An 18,623-nucleotide genomic window follows, 5' to 3' on the forward strand; every position below is an offset into this window, starting at 1 on the left:
TACCTTCGGTGACCGGTCTTCGTTCGGGCTATCCCGGCTCTAGCTTTGCGGCAGATTGAGACGGATGTGAAGCTCGCGCAACTGCTTCGGCGCGACTTCCGACGGCGCGCCCATCAACAGGTCTTCGGCCCGCTGGTTCATTGGGAAAAGCGAGATTTCGCGCAGGTTGGTCGTGCCGCAGAGCAGCATCACGATGCGGTCGACACCCGCCGCCATGCCACCATGCGGCGGGGCGCCGTACTGGAACGCACGATACATGCCGCCAAAACGCTCGACGACGTCCTTCTCGCCGTAACCGGCGATCTCGAACGCCTTCACCATCGCCTCGGGACGGTGGTTGCGGATACCGCCGGATGCGATCTCATAGCCGTTGCAGGTAATGTCGTACTGGAACGCCTTGATGGTCAGCGGGTCTTGCCCGTTGAGCGCATCGAGGCCTCCTTGCGGCATCGAGAACGGGTTGTGCGAGAAGTCGACCTTCTTGTCTTCCTCGTTGTACTCGTACATCGGGAAGTCGACGATCCAGGCGAGTTCGAACCGGTCCTTGTCGATCAGGTTCAGCTCCTCGCCGAGCCGGGTACGGGCCAAGCCAGAGAACTTCCAGAACTTGTCGGGGTCGCCAGCGACGAAGAATGCCGCGTCGCCCTCTTTCAGGCCGAGCTGGGTGCGGATCGCCGCGGTCCGTTCCGCGCCGATGTTGTTCGCCAGCGGACCAGCGCCCTCGCCGCCCTCGCGCCACATGATGTAGCCGAGCCCGGGCTGGCCCTCGCCCTGCGCCCACGAGTTCATGCGATCGCAGAATGCGCGCGACCCGCCGGTCGGCCCGGGGATCGCCCAGACCTGGTTCTTGGGGTCTTCGAGCATCCGCGCGAACACCTTGAAGCCGGAACCGCGGAAGTGCTCGGAGACGTCCTGCATGATCAGCGGATTACGCAAATCGGGCTTGTCGCTGCCGTATTTCTTCAAGGCTTCGGCGAAGGGAATCCGAGGCCAGGTCTTGGTGACGGGCTTGCCCTTGGCGAACTCCTCGAACACGCCGGTGATGACCGGCTCGACGGCCGCAAACACGTCGTCCTGCTCGACAAAGCTCATTTCGAGGTCGAGTTGGTAGAACTCGCCCGGCAGCCGGTCGGCGCGCGGATCCTCGTCGCGGAAACACGGCGCGATCTGGAAGTATCGGTCGAAGCCCGACATCATCAGGAGCTGTTTGTACTGCTGCGGCGCCTGCGGCAGCGCGTAGAACTTGCCGGGATGGATCCGCGACGGCACAAGGAAGTCGCGCGCGCCCTCCGGCGACGACGCCGTCAGGATCGGGGTCTGGAACTCGAAGAAGCCTTGCTCCTTCATCCGCTTGCGCATGGAGTCCACGATCGCGCCGCGGGTCATGATGTTCTGGTGCAGCTTCTCGCGACGGAGGTCGAGGAACCGGTACTTAAGCCTTATGTCTTCAGGATATTCCTGCTCGCCGAACACCGGCAGCGGCAATTCCCCGGCCGGCCCCAGCACCTCGATCTCGCTGATGTAAACCTCGACCATGCCGGTCGGCAGTTCCGGGTTGTCGGTGCCCTCGGGCCGGCGGCGGACCTTGCCGTCGATCCGCACCACCCATTCCGAGCGCAGCTTTTCGGCGTCCTTGAACGCCGGCGAATCCGGGTCGGCGACGCATTGGGTCAGGCCGTAATGGTCGCGCAGGTCGATGAACAGCACGCCGCCATGGTCGCGGATACGATGGCACCAGCCGGAAAGACGGACGGTTTGGCCGATGTCGCTGTCGCGGAGCGCGCCGCATGTATGTGACCGGTAGCGATGCATTGAATTCCCAAAATCGGATGTCGGAGGACAGGAATCGGGGGCCAAAGCCCGCACGAAGTGCGGCAGGGTTTACCCGAGCCGGCGCGGGGCGGCAACCAAGCCCGGCGCTGTTTTGGGCTCAAAAACCGCCATTTCGCGGATCTGAGCCCCGAACCGTTTGCCAATTCCGGGGCGGCGCCTATCTTTGGGTCATGACCGTCCATTTCCCGTTCCAGAACACCTATGCGGCGCTGCCTGCGAACTTTTTCGCTCGGGTAGCGCCGACCCCGGTGGCCTCCCCGCGGCTGATCAAGCTGAACCGGCCGCTGGCGCTCCAGCTCGGCCTCGATCCCGACCTGCTGGAGAGCCCGGAAGGCGCCGAAATCCTCGCCGGAAAGCGCCTGCCCGACGGCGCCGACCCGATTGCGATGGCCTATGCGGGCCACCAGTTCGGCCATTTCGTGCCCCAGCTCGGCGACGGCCGCGCCATCCTGCTCGGCGAGGTCATCGACGCCGATGGCATCAGGCGCGACATCCAGCTCAAGGGTTCCGGCCCGACGCCATTTTCGCGCCGGGGCGACGGCCGCGCGGCTTTGGGTCCGGTGCTGCGGGAATACATTGTCAGCGAGGCGATGTTTGCCCTGGGCATTCCGACCACCCGCTCGCTCGCCGCCGTGATCACCGGCGAGCGGGTTCAGCGCGAGACCATGCTGCCCGGCGCCGTACTGACCCGGGTGGCGGCGAGCCATATCCGCGTCGGCACCTTCCAGTTCTTTGCCGCCCGCGGCGATACCGACGGCGTGCGGCAGCTCGCTGATCATGTCATCGCGCGGCACTATCCTGATATCACCAACGCCGAGCGTCCCTATCACGCTCTGCTCGCCGGCGTCGTGGCGCGGCAGGCCGAACTGGTGGCGCGCTGGCTGCTGGTCGGCTTCATCCACGGCGTCATGAACACCGACAATTGCTCGATCTCGGGCGAGACCATCGATTACGGCCCGTGCGCCTTCATGGACGACTACAATCCCGCGACCGTGTTCTCCTCGATCGACGAACAGGGCCGCTATGCCTATGCCAACCAGCCACGGATCGCGCTCTGGAACCTGACTCGGCTGGCCGAATGCCTGCTGCCGCTGTTCACCGACGACAAGGATCAGGCGATCGAACAGGCGCAATTGATCCTCGGTGAATTCGCGGAGAAATTTACAGCTGCCTATCAGGCCGGCCTGCGCCGGAAGGTTGGCCTGTTCACCGCGCGCGACGGCGACGAGGCGCTGGTGCAGGACCTGCTCGACTCCATGGCGAAGAATGAGGCCGACTTCACGCTGACCTTCCGCGGTCTCGGCAATGTGGCGCTTGATTCCGGCAATGACGGCGTGCGGCGCCTGTTTGCCGATCCCACAGCCTTCGACGAATGGGCGGCGCGCTGGCACGCACGCATCGCGGGCGAGCCGCAGGCGGCGACCGAACGGCAGGCCCTGATGCGATCGGTCAACCCGGCTTTCATTCCGCGCAACCACCGCGTCGAAGCCGTGATCCAGGCCGCGATGAACAACGACGATTATGCGCCGTTCGAGGAACTGATCGCGGTGCTGGCGAAGCCCTACGAGGACCAGCCTGATTTCGCCGACTACGCCGACCCGCCGCAACCGGAGCAGCGCGTGCTGCAGACGTTCTGCGGGACGTGAGATACGTCTGCTGTCATTCCGGGATGGTCCGCAGGACCAGACCTCAGATGCGCAATTGCGCATCGGGGAATCTCGAGATTCCGGGTTCGATGCTTCGCATCGCCCCGGAATGACGGAAGAGACACAGCATCACTTTCTCGCGGCTCACTGCACCCGAGTTTTGAATCGTTCGCCCCTAAAATCAGAGGGCGAAGATCGGCTGCGCGCTGCTGAGGCGGCCCACCATACAATCGCTTTCGCTCGATGGTTGCAGTCAGCGCGAGGCCCGTTAACCGCAATCCTTAAGCGCGCATCCACCATTGCCGGAGCGGTTCCCGCCTTAACCACATCGCTTAACAACCCCTCAACACCCTCCCGACAAATCTAACGATCTGTTGGGGGAGAATTGCCGTGGACGCGTTTGCTTTTGAATTCATGGGACTGGCGATGATCGCGCTGTGTCTCGTCGTGCTGGCTCTGCCCTCCGGACGGCGCCCGCCGCGCAACATCCGCTACGAATAAGTTCCGTCAGGCCGATCGGATCGCGGACGGGCAAGACTGCGCCCGGAGGCCGGCGACTGGCAGAAAGCCGCGCCTAGAGCCCCGTTCCGATGGAATCGGAACGGGGCTCTAGATTTTTGATTTGACGCGTTTTCTTGACGCGAACCGGTTTCCACTTCGCTGGAAAACGCTCTGGCCTGAAATGCAGGCCTCAAATTTCCCCAAGACCCTTGACATATCAGCGCTTTCGGCAGAACGCCTGTAGCCGAGCGCACTGGATTGTTCATGGATCTGATTACCACCACTGCCGACCTCGCGGCCGCCTGTACCCGGCTGGCCCAGCACAAGGTCATCACCGTCGACACCGAATTTCTCCGGGAGACGACCTACTACCCCCTGCTCTGCGTCGTGCAGATGGCGAGCGCGGACGAAGCCGTCGTGGTCGACACGCTGGCTGAGGGCATCGACCTCAAGCCGTTCTTCGAACTGATGGGCAACGAGGCGGTGCTGAAGGTATTCCACGCCGCCCGCCAGGACATCGAGATCGTCTGGCACCAGTCCGGCACCATTCCGCACCCGATCTTCGACACCCAAGTCGCCGCGATGGTGCTGGGGTATGGCGACAGCATCGCCTACGACCAACTGGTCGAGCGCATCACCGGCCACCGGCCGGACAAGACCCATCGCTTCACGGACTGGTCGCGCCGGCCGCTGACAGAGGAGCAGATGCATTACGCGGTCTCCGACGTCACCCATCTGCGCGACGTGTTCGCGGCTCTCGACGCCGACCTCAAGAAGCGCGGCCGCAGCGACTGGGTCAGCGAGGAAATGGAAGTCCTGACCTCGCCAAAGACCTATGATTTCCATCCCGAGCGCGCCTGGGAACGGCTGAAGACGCGCGTGCGCAAGCCGAAGGAGCTCGCGGTCCTGATGGAAGTCGCGGCCTGGCGCGAACAGGAAGCGCAAAGCCGCGACGTGCCGCGCAGCCGGGTACTGAAGGACGACGCGGTCGGCGACATCGCCACCCATGCGCCGATCAGCCTGGAGCGCCTCGCCAGCCTGCGCTCGCTGCCGAAGGGCTTTGACCGTTCCAAATGGGGCGGCGATATCGTGGCCGCCGTGCAGCGCGGGCTTGCCCGCGATCCGGCGTCGCTGCCGAAGATCGAGAAGCCGCGCGGCAATTCGAACGGTGCGGCGACCGTCGAACTCTTGAAGGTGCTGCTGCGGATGACGTCGGAGCGCCACGCCGTCGCCAGCAAGGTGATCGCGACCGTCGACGATCTCGACCAGATCGCCGCCGACGACAACGCCGACGTCGCCGCCCTGCACGGCTGGCGCCGCGAATTGTTCGGCGAAGCCGCGATCGCGCTGAAACACGGCAGGCTGGCGCTGGCGATGGAAAAAGGCCGCGTCGTCAAGGTCGACCGAGGCGAATAACGCCTGCCGCTAGCACGGCCTTATGGTTCGAGACGCACGGCGTTGCCGTGCTCCTCACCATGAGGGTCTAAGATTCCCATCCTCGGCAGTCAGACCTCATCCTGAGGAGCATCGCAAAGCGATGCGTCTCGAAGGATGAAGGCCATGCAGGCTCTCAGATCACCACTTCAACTCCAGCCCCACCGTGCCCTGATGCGACTGCATCGCGGCGCGGAATTTGCCGTCGTAATTGACGTAGACGCGGGCGGTGTTGGTCAGGCTCAGCGATGCCGAAGCGCCGGCATCGGCGCCGTAGCGGCTTTCGCCGATACCCTGGAACGTGACGCTCTGGCTGCCGAGGCTGACGGTGATGTCGGAGAAATTCTGCACCAGGTTGTCGACGAACTTGCCGTAGGCCGACACGTCGAAAATCTTCTGGTCCAGGATCCAGTAGTGCCCGACCTCGGCGCCGACAAGCACGCGGACCCGCTGCACGGTCGCCGCCGTCGCCATCACAGGATCGAGGCCGCCGAACTCCTGCAGCGATCCGGTTCGCGCGTGGACGTATTCGAACGCGGCCTTGGGCACGATACGAAACTGGTCCTTGGGCCAGTAATAGCTGATCTCGCTCAGCACGCCGTCCAGCCTCGCGTTGTAACCCGCGGTCGCAAGGCCGAGACCGGTGTCGCGACGCGAATTGATATTGCCGAAGCCGTGCACGACGGCACTTGCCCAGGTCCACGGCCCGCTGTCGACCGAGGCGTTGAAGCCGAGCTGGGTCAGGTCGATCGTCGCCGACTGCAGCGCCAGCGGCACGTCGATCGAGGTGCGGCTCTGGTCGACCGAGAAGCCGACATTGATGCCGGGCGCGACGCGCGCGCCGATTCCGGCGACGCCGCCCCAGGTCTTGCGGTTGTCGCCGACAAACAGGCCGAGCGGGCCGTTGTTGGCTGTAATCCCGTACCCTTCGAACCAGGTCCGGTAGCGCGGCGCTTCCGCAGCTTCCGAGGCGCCGCCGCCGCCCGGGTTGGTCCGCAGCATGCGGCTGAAACCGTTGGTGGTGCCGAGCCGCTCCAGGAAATTGCTGCCGAGGTTAGCGACCGTCGCGGCCGATGACACCGTCGAATCGATCATCAGCGGCGTCGGGGTGGGCGCAGGATGCGCGACCGGCGGGGGAGCCACCGCCGCGAATTGCGCATGGGCCGGCAACGCAGCGACGATCCCAAGCAGCGGACCGAGGACGAGGCCAAGGAAAACCGCCCGCGCCAGCCAGCGGCCGTTGCGGGTGTTACCTGCTCGCAAAGGCCGCCACGGGCAGCGCATAGGGTCCAATTCCCGAAATAGGCGCCCGCTTGAAAAATGCGCAGAAAACCGATCGGCAGGCCGCCGATTTGCGCTTGTTTGGCCTGCAGCGTCAATCGGTTGCAAGCGCAGCCGCTAGTTGAATAAACCGCATTGTGGTTCGTCGGCCACAGCGGCAGCGACCATGCCCAGGTCCGCCCGGCGAGCGGGAGCTATTTCGCGGCCGGCGAGATCAGCATGCCCGGCGCAGTGCCATCAGAGACCTTGCAGACATCGCCTTCGAGCCGAACCTTGCCACTGGCGAGCAGCCGCAGCGCCTCCGGATAGATGCGGTGCTCGACGCCGAGAATACGCTGCGACAGCGTCTCCGCCGTGTCGTCGTCGGCCACCCCCACTGCGCCCTGCATCACGATCGGCCCGGCATCGGTTTCCGGGATCACGAAATGCACGGTCGCGCCCGAAATCTTCACTCCGGTCTTGAGCGCTTGACCATGGGGATCGAGCCCCGGAAATGACGGCAGAAGCGACGGGTGAATGTTGAGCATTTTCCCGTACCAGCGCTGGACGAATTCGGCGGTGAACAGCCGCATGAAGCCGCCAAGACAAATCAGCTCGACCTTGTGCGCATCGAGCTTGCCCTGCAGCACGGCTTCAAAACCTGCGCGGTCCCTGCCGAACGGCTTGCTCTCGATCACGTCGGTCGGAATGCCACTCGCTGCGGCCTTTTCCAGCCCGGGCGCATCGGCCCGGTTGGAAATGACGGCGACGATCTCGGCCGGAAAATCCGCAAGCCTGGCCGCGTCGATCAACGCGGCCATGTTCGAGCCGCGCCCGGAAATCAGGATGGCGACGCGGCGCTTCATCATGTCACTGCGAGAGGTCGAGGTGGCCATTATAGACCACGCGGTGCTCGCCCGAATGATCGTTTTGGGCCAGAATCACCTCGCCGAGCAGCGCGACGGTCTCGCCGGCTTCCGTGAAAATCTTGGTGACCTGATCGACAGCGTCCGGCTTGACTATGGCGATCATGCCGATGCCGCAGTTGAAGGTGCGCAGCAACTCGAGTTCGGCGATACTGCCTTGCGCCGCCAGCCATTTGAAGACGGGCAATACCGGCAGCCGCGCCAGATCGATGCCGACGCCGAGATGTTTCGGCAGCACGCGCGGAATGTTGTCGGTGAAGCCGCCGCCGGTGATGTGGGCGAGCCCCTTGACCGCGCCGGTCTCGCGGATCGCGCGCAGGCAGGATTTCACATAGAGCCGCGTCGGTGCCAGCAGCGCGCCGCCCAGCGTCATGACCGGCGAAAACGGTGCCGGCGCATCGAAGCTGAGACCGGAGTTTTCCACGATCTTGCGTACCAAAGAGAAGCCGTTGGAATGAACGCCCGACGAGGCGAGGCCGATCACCGCGTCGCCCGCGGCGATATCCGCCGTCGGCAACAGCGTGCCGCGTTCGGCGGCGCCGACCGCAAAGCCGCCGAGATCGTAATCGCCGTCCTTGTAGAGCCCTGGCATTTCCGCGGTCTCGCCGCCGATCAGGGCACAGCCGGATTCCCGGCAGCCTTCGGCGATACCGGCCACGATCGACGCCGTCGCTTCGGGGTCGAGCTTGCCGCAGGCAAAATAGTCGAGGAAGAACAGGGGCTCGGCGCCCTGGACCACGAGGTCGTTGACCGACATCGCCACCAGATCGATGCCGATGCCGCCGTGCAGGCCGGTCTCGATGGCGATCTTGACCTTGGTGCCGACACCGTCGGTCGCGGCCACCAGGATCGGGTCCTTGAAACCCGCGGCCTTGAGGTCGAACAGACCGCCGAAGCCGCCGATCTCGGCGTCCGCGCCCGGTCGAGCGGTAGCGCGAACCATCGGCTTGATCAGATCGACCAGGCGATTGCCCGCATCGATATCGACGCCCGAATCCGCGTAAGTGAGGCCGTTTTTGCGGTCGTTCATGCCCAAATTCCAGTAAGATGACGGCTGGTTACGAGGAATTCCGCGTTCCTGCAATGGCTCGCAAGCCCTGCCCGCATATACTATGTAGATAACAGCCGACCGGCCCCGCCAAGGGCCGGACCAGGTCAGTCGGGGAGCCGGGAAGCGACCGAGTTGAGTATTCCGAACATCATCACGCTGGGACGCATCATCCTGGTCCCAATCATCGTCTGGGCGATCGTCTCCAGCCAGATGGAAATTGCGTTCGCGATTTTTGTCATCGCCGGCGTCAGCGACGCCGTCGACGGCTTTCTCGCCAAGCGGTTCAACATGGCGAGCGAGCTCGGCGCCCTGCTCGATCCGCTGGCCGACAAGGCGCTGCTGGTGTCGATCTTTGTCGCGCTCGGAATCTGGGGCGCGGTGCCGCGCTGGATCGTCATCCTGGTGGTGTCGCGCGATATCATGATCGTGTCAGCCGTGATCGTGTCGTGGCTGTTCGACAAGCCGGTGCCGATGAAACCGCTGATGGTGTCGAAGCTCAATACCGTGGCGCAGGTGGCGTTCGCCGCACTGGTGCTGGCTTCGCTCGGCTTCAACTTCAAGCCGACGCCGTACGACCTGATCCTGATGGGTTTTGTTACGGTCTTTACTTTGGTTTCGGTCTCGCTCTATCTCGTCGAGTGGGTACGGCACATGAGCACGATCGACGCGAGATAGTTGATGCGTTTTCTTGACGCGAACCGGTGTCCACTTCGCTCGAAAACGCTATAAATGACGCTTCCTGGAGACTTGCGTGGCAGTACGCGTTCAACCCCGTCAGTTGGCCTTTGCCCTGCCGCATGCGGAGAGCCTGACGCGCGACAACTTTCTGGAAGGCCCGGCCAACGAGGCTGGCCTGGCGCTGATCGATAGCTGGCCGGACTGGCCAAACCGCGTCATGCTGCTGGTCGGACCGGAGGGTTCCGGCAAAAGCCATCTCGCCGCGATCTGGGCCGAGCAAGCCGGCGCGCGCTCTACCTCGGCGCATGCGCTCAACGCCGCCGCTGTCCCCGGGGCGCTGGCGACCGGCGCGCTTGTGGTGGAGGACCTGAGACCGTCGGATTTCGACGAGCGCGCGATGTTCCATCTGCTGAATCTCGCGCGCGAGGACGGGGCCTCGGTGCTGATCACCGCGCGCGTTCCGCCCGTGGCCTTGGAGGTCGAACTGCGCGATCTCCGCTCGCGCCTGCGCGCCATTCCCGTGGTGTCCCTGCTGCCGCCCGACGATCTCCTGTTTCGCGGCCTGATCGTCAAATTCTGCGCCGACCGCCAGTTGAGCATCGACGAGACCGTCGTGAGCTATCTGACCACGCGAATCGAGCGGTCCTATGCCGCCGTGCGCCAGGCCATCGACCTGCTGGACACCGAAGCGCTGCGGCTCGGCCGGCCGGTGACCCGGGCGCTGGCTGCCGAATTGTTGCGCAACGCCTGATCCGGGGGCGGCTGCCGCCTTGACGGCGCCGGCCGGCGGAACATCAATGTCATTGAAACGTCATCGGCGTATCACATGGTTCGCGCTGAACCCGCGCTAAAGGCCTTTTTCGCCCCCGGCTGAGATGGATCGAAGCTTCATGGAATTGGCACAAGTTATTGAAATCAAAGAAAAAGAAGCTGGCTCCGAGGCTCCTCCCGCGATCGCTACCAGCCCCGAGCGATTCATCAACCGCGAACTGTCCTGGCTGCATTTCAACCGCCGGGTGCTCGAGGAAGCCGTCAATCCCGGCCATCCCGTGCTGGAGCGGGTGCGGTTCCTGTCGATTTCCGCCAATAACCTTGATGAGTTCTTCATGGTCCGCGTCGCCGGCATCAAGGCGCAGGTCCGTGAAGGCATCGCCGAACGCAGCCCCGACGGGCTGACACCGGCCGAGCAGCTCGTGCTCATCAACAAGACGGTTTCCGAACTCGCCAGCGACCAGCAGGCGATCTGGAGCAATCTGCGCAGCATCCTGTCCGAAACCGGCATCACGCTCGTCGACGGCCATGACGTCACCAAGGCGGAGCGGGCCTGGGTCGAGGATCACTTCCTCCGCAACATCTTCCCGTTGCTGACGCCGCTGGCGATCGATCCGGCGCACCCGTTCCCGTTCATCCCGAGCCTCGGTTTCACGATCGCGCTGCATCTGGCGCGCGTCTCCGACGGCAAGCCGATGAACGCGCTGATCCGCATGCCCGGCAAGATCGACCGCTTCATCCGCATGCCCGCGGCCAAGGACGGCGCGGTGCGGCTGATCACGCTGGAACAGGCCACTGGCCTGTTCATCGGCCGGCTGTTCCCCGGCTACACCGTCAAGGGCCAAGGGGCGTTCCGGGTGATCCGCGATTCCGAACTGGAAATCGAGGAAGAGGCCGAAGATCTGGTCCGCCTGTTCGAGACCGCGCTGAAGCGCCGCCGCCGCGGATCGGTGATCCGGCTCGAGATCGAGGCCAAGATGCCGGAAGAGCTGCGCGCCTTCGTGCAGCGCGCTCTGTCCACCGCCGACGATGAGATTTTCCTGGTCGACGGCGTGCTGGCGATGAACGAGCTGTCGCAACTGACCCGCATCGACCGCCCGGATCTGGAATTCGTGCCTTATGTGCCGCGCCATCCCGAACGCGTCCGCGATCACGGCGGCGACATTTTTGCAGCGATCCGGCAGAAGGACCTGATCGTCCATCACCCCTACGAATCCTTCGACGTCGTCGTCCAGTTCCTGCAGCAGGCGGCGCGCGACCCCGATGTCGTCGCCATCAAGCAGACGCTGTACCGTACCTCCAACAACTCGCCGATCGTGCGCGCGCTGGCGGAAGCCGCCGAAGCCGGCAAGTCCGTGACCGCGCTGATCGAACTCAAGGCCCGCTTCGACGAGGAAGCCAATATCCGCTGGGCGCGCGACCTCGAACGCGCCGGCGTGCAGGTGGTGTACGGCTTCATCGAACTGAAGACCCATGCCAAGCTGTCGATGGTGGTGCGCCGCGAGGGCGGCAATCTCGCCACCTATGTCCACACCGGCACCGGCAACTATCACCCGGTGACGGCGCGCATTTACACCGATCTGTCCTACTTCACCTCGGACCCGATCATCGGCCGCGATGCGGCGCGGGTATTCAACTACATCACCGGCTATGCCGAACCGAGCGACATCGAGCGCATGGCGGTGTCGCCGCTGACGCTGCGCAAGCGCATCATCGAACACATCAAGGGCGAGACCAACCACGCCAAGCACGGCAGGCCGGGCGCGATCTGGATGAAGATGAACTCGCTGGTCGACCCCGACGTCATCGACGCGCTGTACGAGGCCTCGCAGGGCGGCGTGTCGATCGAGCTGGTGGTACGCGGCATCTGCTGCCTGCGTCCCGGCATTCCCGGACTGTCGGACAACATCCGGGTCAAATCGATCATCGGCCGCTTCCTCGAACACGGCCGAATCTACTGCTTTGGTATGGGCCAGGGCCTGCCGAGCACCAAAGCGGCTGTGTATATCTCGTCCGCCGACATGATGCCGAGGAACCTCGACCGCCGCGTCGAAATCCTCTGCCCGCTGCAAAATCCCACGGTGCATCAGCAGGTTCTCGAACAGATCATGGTCGCGAACCTGAAGGATACCGAGCAGAGCTGGCAATTGTTGCCCGACGGGTCTTCAACGCGTATGAAGGCCGCGAAGGGCGAAGAGCCGTTCAATCTGCACAACTACTTCATGACGAATCCGAGTCTGTCAGGCCGTGGAAAGTCTCTCAAGGAATCTTCGCCGCGCCGCCTCACCCGTCGGAACGAGCGTCAGCAATCGACATAACGGAGCGCGGCGGTGAAGCGGCCGCGCAAGCGCCATTCCAGCGTCGCCGTCATCGACATCGGTTCGAACTCGGTTCGTCTCGTTGTCTATGAGCAGATGGCGCGCAGCCTCGTCACGATCTTCAACGAGAAGGCACTGTGCGGGCTCGGCCGCGAGGTCCAGAGCACCGGCCTGCTGGCTACCGACGCCGTCGCCAAGGCGTTGACGGCGCTGCGCCGGTTTCGGGCGCTATGCAGGATACAGCAGGTCGGCCACGTCTACGCGATCGCCACTGCGGCCTGTCGCGACGCCGACAACGGTCCCGACTTCATCGCCAAGGCCGAGCGGATCTGCGGCGCGAAGATCGAGATTCTGTCAGGCCCGCGCGAAGCAAAACTGTCCGCGCTCGGCGTCATCTCCGGCATTCACAATCCCGACGGCATCGTCGGCGACCTCGGCGGCGGCTCGCTCGAACTGATCGACGTGCACGGCAACCGCGTCCGCAGCGGCGTGACCTTGCCGCTCGGAAGCCTCGCGCTGCAGGATCTCGCCGACAAATCGCTGAAGCGCGCCGAGCGCATCGTCAGGACCGAGCTCGCCGACGTCGCCCAGCTCAAGGCCGGTCGCGGACGCACCTTTTATGCGGTCGGCGGCACCTGGCGCGCACTGGCGCGGATCCACATCCTGCAGAGCGGCTATCCGCTGCGGGTGATGCACGGCTATTCGATTCCCGCTTCGGAAGCGCTGGATTTCGCGCGACGCCTGCGCCGGCTCGCGGCGACCAACATGCTGGCCAATATCGAAATCATCGCCGACGCCAGGCGGCCGCTTTTGACCTATGCGGCGCTGGTGCTCGAATACATCATCCGCGTCGCGAAGCCGAAGACGATCGTGTTCTCGACCTTCGGCGTGCGCGAGGGCCTGCTCTACGAGATGCTGCCGCAGCAGGAGCGCGCCAAGGACGGTTTCATCTGCGCCGCGCAGACCCTGAACAGGCTGCTGTCGCGGTCCGCGCGCCATGCCGAGGAACTGGTCGCCTGGACCGACCGGCTGGTCAGGGTGGTGAAGCTGCGCGAGACCGAGGAAGACCGCCGCCTGCGCCATGCCGCCTGCCTGCTGTCGGATGTCGGCTGGCGGGTGCATCCCGACCATCGCGGCGAGGAAACCCTGAGCCTGATCACCAACGGCAATTTCGGCTCGATCAGCCACCAGGGCCGCGCCTTTGTCGCGCTATCGGTGTTCTACCGTTACGCCGGCCTGAGCGAGGAAAACGAGCCGCCGGCGCAGATCCGCGAACTGGTGCCGCCGGCGATGGTCGAACGCGCCCGGGTTCTCGGCGCCGCGTTCCGCGTCGCGCACCTGATCTCGGCGGCGCGCACCGGCGTGCTGCCGGCGACGCATTTCCGTACCCGCGGCCGCAAGCTGATGCTGGTGTTCGAACATCGCATGGTCGATCTCGTCGCCGACCGCGTCGGCAGCCGCTTCAAGCAACTGGCGCGGTTGCTCGGGCGATCAGGGTCGATCGTGCGGAAGTGAGACTGATCGCGTCGAAATAGCGGCGCCTCAGACGCTGGGTCTTGCGAGGCCACCTTCCAGCTCGGCCTTGGCGATGTCCAAACCGCGCTGGCGCCCCTCCGCGAAGCATTGGGCAATCGTTCTCGCAACGATCTCGGCATCGTCGTCCGAGAGCCCCTTGAGAGGCGCCAATGCGCAGACAATCTTGCGCGCGCGCATCAAGTCCATCTCCGTCACAACGGGCGGTTTGAACGGCATTCGTGCACCTCCACCACCGCAGAACGCATCGATGCTAACACGGGCTGGCGAGTTCAGGTATGCGCGGCGAAAGGCGAAGGCGGCGTTTCGGCCGGGCCAATTGCATTGCTCGCTTACGCCGCGGCGGAATCCGCGACGTGCTTTTGCAGCGCGCGCTTGCGCCAGATCGCGCCGACGGCCAGCACCACGATGACGCCGAGCACGGCGCAAACCAATTCGCCGCCATTGCCGTGATTGGCAAAGTGCGGCGTTGCGCCAAACGACGCCAGCATCGAATCGAGCCTGGCGCCGAGCGGCGCCGAGAACAGCGCGTCGAGTTTCGGATGAATAGCAGGATCGGTGGCGATGACATCGCCGGCGATCCAGCCGAGCAGTGCGGCACCCGCCCATACCAGGATCGGCAGCCGCGTCAGCAGCGCCATAATCAACGCCGCGCCTGCGACGATCAGGGGAACGCTGATCGCAAGGCCCAGCACCAGGAGCGGCACGCTGCCATTGGCGGCGGCGGCAACCGCGATCACATTGTCGAGGCTCATCACGATATCGGCGACGACGACGATCTGCACCGCCGCCCACAGATGGGAGGCGGATTCGACGCCCTCCTCATCTTCCTGCTCGGGCACCAAAAGCTTCGCCGCGATCACGATCAGCGCCAGCCCGCCGACCAGCTTGAGGTACGGCAGCGCCATCAGGGTTGCGACAATGCCAGTGAAGATGATGCGCAGGATGACCGCGGCGCCGGCGCCGAGGATCATGCCCCACAGCCGATGCCGCGGCTCAAGTCCGCGGCACGCTAGCGCGATCACCAGCGCGTTGTCGCCGGACAGCAGCACGTTGATCCAGATGATCTTGCCGACCGCGACCCAGAACGTCGGCTGGGTCATTTCAGTCTGAAACTGGGTGACGAACGCTCCGATGTTCGCCGGATCGAAGATCTGCCACAGCCAGTTCACGGCGCTTCCTTACTTCGGCCTCGCAGGCCGCTTTGTTTCGGCCTTGCGGCCATCTTCAGTTGGGCCTTGCGGCCGGACTGGGCGGCGATTGCGCGCCGCCCATGCTGTTTAACCGACGATTTCGTTGCCGGAGAAGAACTGCGCGATTTCGATCGCGGCGGTCTCGGTCGCATCCGAACCATGCACCGAGTTTTCGCCGATCGACTTGGCGTGAACCTTGCGGATGGTGCCGTCGGCCGCCTTCGACGGATCGGTGGCGCCCATCACGTCACGATATTTGAGCACGGCGCCCTCTCCCTGCAGCACCTGAACCACGACCGGACCCGAGGTCATGAAGTCGACCAGCTCGCCGAAGAACGGACGCGCCTTGTGCACGGCATAAAAGGTTTCGGCCTGTTCGCGGGTCATGCGAATCCGCTTCTGGGCCACAATCCGCAAGCCCGCCTTCTCGATGATCGCGTTGACCGCGCCGGTCAGATTACGCTCGGTCGCGTCGGGCTTGATAATCGAGAAAGTGCGTTCAATCGCCATGTTTTCGTCCTTGCAAAACGCTGGGTGAGAGTTGCCGGGCTTATATCGACGCCACCTCACGACGGCAAGCGACCCGATGCCGCGTTAACCCGTCGGTTTTGCCGCGTTTTCATGACACGAACCGCCGCCCCGAAGCGTCGCCAACCGGCAAATTACAACAATTTCACGAAGGTGAACCCTCTCTGAAACCGCCGTCCCGGCTCCATTCAGCTTCGCGGGTCCAGGATCACCCACGATCGGACGCCTCCAACAGCCCCTGGGCTCGCCAAGAGGCGTCACGGGAGGCGATTTCACCGATGGCGCCTGGCAGCGCCGAAACCTTGAGGAGACGATCATGTTACGCAAACTCGCGCTTGTTGCAGTGGCCGCGGCTTCACTCGGTGCGGCCGCGTTGGCGCCGACCTCCGCCTCGGCCTGGGGCGGCTGGCATGGCGGTTGGCACGGTGGTGGCTGGCATCACGGCTGGGGCTGGGGTGGACCCCGCTTCGTCGTCGGCGGCCCGGCCTATTACGGCGGCGGTTACGGTTATGGCGGCGGCTGCTATGTGCGGCGCTTGGTGGGAACCCCCTGGGGTCCGCGCTGGAGGCTGGTCAATCGCTGCTACTGACCTGATTTCGAGCTCCCCCTGACTGGACGCCCCGGCCACCGCGCCGGGGCTTTTTTTGTTTCGCCGGAACCAATCGCTCATGAGCGGCCCGGTTATCTGCACGCGAATGGATGTGACCATGCAACGCGGAAACAAAATGGCCCTCGGCGACTTGGTCCAGCAACGGATCATCGATTCTTGCGAAAATTGCGGGATGGAACGCTTCGAGAGATCAGCCATGAATGCTCAAGACAACAGCAATCTCGAACAAATCGACCACAAGACCTCCCGCTCGATCTGCGACGCGATCGGCGAACGGCTGCAGCAAAGCCTGCGCCCGGAAGCCGAACTGTCGCAGCCATTACGGCAGCTCGTGGATCAACTGCGCCGGCGCGACGGCGAGCTGCATTAAGGGCTATCGAGTTAAGGGCCATCGAGACGGCCGATTTCACCAATAAATGGGTTGCGTTTGCGGGCGGCAGCGGTGACAAGGCCGCATGCTTTCAATCACTGATATTTCGATCCGGATTGCCGGACGGCTCCTGATCGACGACAGCTCGGTACAGATCGTTCCCGGCGCGCGCGTCGGCTTTGTCGGCCGCAACGGGGTCGGCAAATCGACGCTGTTTCACGCGATTCGCGGCGACCTGCCGCTTGAATCCGGAAGCATCACCTTGCCGCCCCGCTGGCGCATCGGCAGCCTCGCGCAGGAAGCGCCCGACGGCCCGGAAAGCCTCGTCAACGTGGTGCTGAAGGCCGATCTGGAGCGCGACGCGCTGCTGCAGGAAGCGGAAACCGCCCACGATCCGCACCGGATTGCCGAAATCCAGACCCGGCTGGTCGACATCGACGCGCATTCCGCGCCGGCGCGCGCCGCCGCGATCCTGAGCGGTCTCGGATTTTCAACCGCGGATCAGGCGCGGCCCTGTTCGGAGTTCTCCGGCGGCTGGCGCATGCGCGTGGCGCTCGCCGCAACGCTGTTCTCGGCGCCCGATCTGTTGCTGCTCGACGAACCCACCAACTATCTCGATCTCGAAGGCACGCTCTGGCTGGAAGATCATCTGGCGAACTATCCGCGCACGGTCATCGTCATCAGCCATGATCGCGACCTGCTCGATACCTCCGTCGACCAGATCCTGCATCTCGATCGCGGCAAGCTGACCCTCTACAAGGGAACCTATTCCTCGTTCGAGGAACAGCGTGCCACCCGCGAGATGCTGGATGCCAAGCACGCCAAGCGCCAGGCCGACGAGCGCAAGCGACTGCAGGCCTTCGTCGACCGCTTCAAGGCCAAGGCCTCCAAGGCCCGCCAGGCGCAGTCGCGCGTCAAGATGCTGGAACGGATGAAGCCGGTCACCGCGCTGGTCACGCAGGACGTGCGCGAGATTTCATTTCCGGCGCCGGAAAAAATGCTGTCGCCGCCGATCATCGCGGTCGATGAGGTCTCGGTCGGCTACGATCCGAAGAAGCCCGTGCTCAACCGCGTCACGTTGCGTATCGACACCGATGACCGCATCGCCCTGCTCGGCTCCAACGGCAACGGCAAGTCGACGCTGGTCAAGCTTCTGGCCAACAAGCTGCCGCCGTTCTCCGGCCGGGTCACGCGCGCGGAAAAATTGTCGGTCGGCTATTTCGCGCAGCATCAGGTCGACGAGCTCAATCTGGACGGCTCGCCCTACGATCACGTCCGCAAGCTGATGCCCGACACGCCCGAGAGCAAGGTGCGCGCGCGCGTCGGCGCGATCGGTTTCTCCGGCAAGGCCGGCGATACCCTGGTCAGGAGCCTTTCCGGCGGCGAGAAAGCGCGGCTGCTGCTCGGCCTCGCCACATTCGCAGCGCCCAACATGATCATCCTCGACGAGCCAACCAACCATCTCGATATCGACAGTCGCGCAGCGTTGGCCGAAGCGATCAATGATTATCCGGGCGCCGTCATCATGGTCTCGCACGACCGCTATCTGATCGAAGCCTGCGCCGATCAATTGTGGGTCGTCGCCGATCAGAAAGTTACGACCTATGACGGCGACCTCGACGATTACCGGCGCATGGTCCTGTCGGCGCGCGGCATGCGCACGAACTCGCGCGACCGCGGCAATGAGCGCGACAACGCGAAGGAAACGACGAAGCCGGAACGCGGAAAAAGCGAAAAGCGGACGCCGCTAAAGCAGAAGATCGCCGAGGCCGAGGCCGAGATCGAACGCATCAACGGCATCATCGCCAAGATCGACGCCGCGTTGGCGCTGCCGGATCTGTTCAGTCGCGATCCCAAGCAGGCCGCCCAGCTCAGCAAGGCGCGCGCCGGCGCCGCAAGCGCGTTGCAACGCGCCGAAGAAGCCTGGCTCGAGGCGAGTTCGCAATACGACCAGGCGGCGGGATAACGGGT

16 protein-coding genes are annotated in these 18,623 nt (G+C 64.3%); 9 read left to right on the forward strand and 7 right to left on the reverse strand.

The features are described 5' to 3' along the window. Window positions 1–39: 39 nt before the first annotated feature. Entirely contained in the window at window positions 40–1,812 is a 1,773-nt protein-coding gene (aspS, locus tag FFI89_RS19855; RefSeq protein ID WP_138829377.1) for an aspartate--tRNA ligase, read from the reverse strand. Between the two features lie 191 nt (window positions 1,813–2,003). On the opposite strand from aspS, the gene FFI89_RS19860 reads away from it, so the two are divergent. Together FFI89_RS19860 and rnd are read left to right on the forward strand one after the other, a co-directional pair. After that, window positions 2,004–3,479 carry a YdiU family protein gene (locus tag FFI89_RS19860; protein ID WP_138829378.1) on the forward strand — a complete coding sequence of 492 codons (1,476 nt, stop codon included), beginning with the start codon at window positions 2,004–2,006 and terminating at the stop codon, window positions 3,477–3,479. A gap of 765 nt (window positions 3,480–4,244) precedes the next feature. Beyond that, window positions 4,245–5,396, forward strand: a complete 1,152-nt coding sequence (gene rnd / locus FFI89_RS19875; protein ID WP_138829380.1) for a ribonuclease D — start codon at window positions 4,245–4,247, stop codon at window positions 5,394–5,396. A gap of 159 nt (window positions 5,397–5,555) precedes the next feature. On the opposite strand, the gene FFI89_RS19880 is transcribed toward rnd, so the two are convergent. The 3 genes from FFI89_RS19880 to purM form a co-directional block, all read right to left on the reverse strand. Continuing rightward, window positions 5,556–6,698 (reverse strand): autotransporter outer membrane beta-barrel domain-containing protein, encoded by a 1,143-nt coding sequence (locus FFI89_RS19880; protein WP_138829381.1) that lies wholly within the window; start codon window positions 6,696–6,698, stop codon window positions 5,556–5,558. Between the two features lie 191 nt (window positions 6,699–6,889). After that, window positions 6,890–7,540, reverse strand: a complete 651-nt coding sequence (gene purN, locus FFI89_RS19885) for a phosphoribosylglycinamide formyltransferase (protein ID WP_168212964.1) — start codon at window positions 7,538–7,540, stop codon at window positions 6,890–6,892. 4 nt (window positions 7,541–7,544) lie between these two features. Next, complete coding sequence (purM, locus tag FFI89_RS19890; protein ID WP_138829382.1) at window positions 7,545–8,630, reverse strand: phosphoribosylformylglycinamidine cyclo-ligase; 1,086 nt, start codon at window positions 8,628–8,630, stop codon at window positions 7,545–7,547. A gap of 153 nt (window positions 8,631–8,783) precedes the next feature. On the opposite strand from purM, the gene FFI89_RS19895 reads away from it, so the two are divergent. The 4 genes from FFI89_RS19895 (at window position 8,784) to ppx (ending at window position 13,933) form a co-directional block, all read left to right on the forward strand. Beyond that, complete coding sequence (locus FFI89_RS19895; protein ID WP_138829383.1) at window positions 8,784–9,326, forward strand: CDP-alcohol phosphatidyltransferase family protein; 543 nt, start codon at window positions 8,784–8,786, stop codon at window positions 9,324–9,326. A 76-nt stretch (window positions 9,327–9,402) separates the two neighbouring features. Beyond that, on the forward strand, window positions 9,403–10,080 hold the full coding sequence (locus FFI89_RS19900; RefSeq protein ID WP_138829384.1) for a DnaA ATPase domain-containing protein: 678 nt from the start codon (window positions 9,403–9,405) through the stop codon (window positions 10,078–10,080). 139 nt (window positions 10,081–10,219) lie between these two features. After that, window positions 10,220–12,418, forward strand: a complete 2,199-nt coding sequence (locus FFI89_RS19905; RefSeq protein WP_138829385.1) for an RNA degradosome polyphosphate kinase — start codon at window positions 10,220–10,222, stop codon at window positions 12,416–12,418. A gap of 12 nt (window positions 12,419–12,430) precedes the next feature. After that, complete coding sequence (ppx, locus tag FFI89_RS19910; RefSeq protein WP_138829386.1) at window positions 12,431–13,933, forward strand: exopolyphosphatase; 1,503 nt, start codon at window positions 12,431–12,433, stop codon at window positions 13,931–13,933. 27 nt (window positions 13,934–13,960) lie between these two features. Here the strand turns inward: ppx and FFI89_RS34480 are convergent, their stop codons facing one another. The 3 genes from FFI89_RS34480 to ndk form a co-directional block, all read right to left on the reverse strand. Next, window positions 13,961–14,131: a hypothetical protein gene (locus tag FFI89_RS34480; RefSeq protein WP_168212965.1), complete on the reverse strand. Its 171-nt coding sequence runs from the start codon at window positions 14,129–14,131 to the stop codon at window positions 13,961–13,963. 152 nt (window positions 14,132–14,283) lie between these two features. Next, window positions 14,284–15,123, reverse strand: a complete 840-nt coding sequence (locus FFI89_RS19915; RefSeq protein WP_138829387.1) for a TerC family protein — start codon at window positions 15,121–15,123, stop codon at window positions 14,284–14,286. A 108-nt stretch (window positions 15,124–15,231) separates the two neighbouring features. Beyond that, complete coding sequence (gene ndk / locus FFI89_RS19920; protein WP_074828784.1) at window positions 15,232–15,654, reverse strand: nucleoside-diphosphate kinase; 423 nt, start codon at window positions 15,652–15,654, stop codon at window positions 15,232–15,234. Window positions 15,655–15,988: 334 nt separating this feature from the next. On the opposite strand from ndk, the gene FFI89_RS19925 reads away from it, so the two are divergent. The 3 genes from FFI89_RS19925 to abc-f all read left to right on the forward strand — a co-directional run bounded on the left by FFI89_RS19925 (window position 15,989) and on the right by abc-f (window position 18,618). Beyond that, window positions 15,989–16,261, forward strand: coding sequence for a sulfur globule protein precursor (locus FFI89_RS19925; protein WP_138829388.1), 273 nt, complete (start codon window positions 15,989–15,991; stop codon window positions 16,259–16,261). A 136-nt stretch (window positions 16,262–16,397) separates the two neighbouring features. Beyond that, window positions 16,398–16,652: a hypothetical protein gene (locus tag FFI89_RS19930; protein WP_138829389.1), complete on the forward strand. Its 255-nt coding sequence runs from the start codon at window positions 16,398–16,400 to the stop codon at window positions 16,650–16,652. An 85-nt stretch (window positions 16,653–16,737) separates the two neighbouring features. After that, window positions 16,738–18,618, forward strand: coding sequence for a ribosomal protection-like ABC-F family protein (gene abc-f, locus FFI89_RS19935; protein ID WP_138829390.1), 1,881 nt, complete (start codon window positions 16,738–16,740; stop codon window positions 18,616–18,618). The last annotated feature ends 5 nt before the right edge of the window (window positions 18,619–18,623 follow it).

This window comes from Bradyrhizobium sp. KBS0727, from assembly GCF_005937885.2.
GTDB lineage: Bacteria > Pseudomonadota > Alphaproteobacteria > Rhizobiales > Xanthobacteraceae > Bradyrhizobium.

Excerpts from the sequence above, each read along its gene's own strand:
- ndk (WP_074828784.1), bottom strand. The coding sequence starts at position 15,654 with ATGGCGATTGAACGCACTTTCTCGATTATCAAGCCCGACGCGACCGAG.
- purM (WP_138829382.1), bottom strand. The coding sequence starts at position 8,630 with ATGAACGACCGCAAAAACGGCCTCACTTACGCGGATTCGGGCGTCGAT.
- FFI89_RS19930 (WP_138829389.1), top strand. The coding sequence starts at position 16,398 with ATGGCCCTCGGCGACTTGGTCCAGCAACGGATCATCGATTCTTGCGAA.
- FFI89_RS34480 (WP_168212965.1), bottom strand. The coding sequence starts at position 14,131 with ATGCGCGCGCGCAAGATTGTCTGCGCATTGGCGCCTCTCAAGGGGCTC.
- abc-f (WP_138829390.1), top strand. The coding sequence starts at position 16,738 with ATGCTTTCAATCACTGATATTTCGATCCGGATTGCCGGACGGCTCCTG.
- FFI89_RS19905 (WP_138829385.1), top strand. The coding sequence starts at position 10,220 with ATGGAATTGGCACAAGTTATTGAAATCAAAGAAAAAGAAGCTGGCTCC.
- FFI89_RS19860 (WP_138829378.1), top strand. The coding sequence starts at position 2,004 with ATGACCGTCCATTTCCCGTTCCAGAACACCTATGCGGCGCTGCCTGCG.
- rnd (WP_138829380.1), top strand. The coding sequence starts at position 4,245 with ATGGATCTGATTACCACCACTGCCGACCTCGCGGCCGCCTGTACCCGG.
- FFI89_RS19880 (WP_138829381.1), bottom strand. The coding sequence starts at position 6,698 with ATGCGCTGCCCGTGGCGGCCTTTGCGAGCAGGTAACACCCGCAACGGC.
- FFI89_RS19925 (WP_138829388.1), top strand. The coding sequence starts at position 15,989 with ATGTTACGCAAACTCGCGCTTGTTGCAGTGGCCGCGGCTTCACTCGGT.
- purN (WP_168212964.1), bottom strand. The coding sequence starts at position 7,540 with ATGAAGCGCCGCGTCGCCATCCTGATTTCCGGGCGCGGCTCGAACATG.
- aspS (WP_138829377.1), bottom strand. The coding sequence starts at position 1,812 with ATGCATCGCTACCGGTCACATACATGCGGCGCGCTCCGCGACAGCGAC.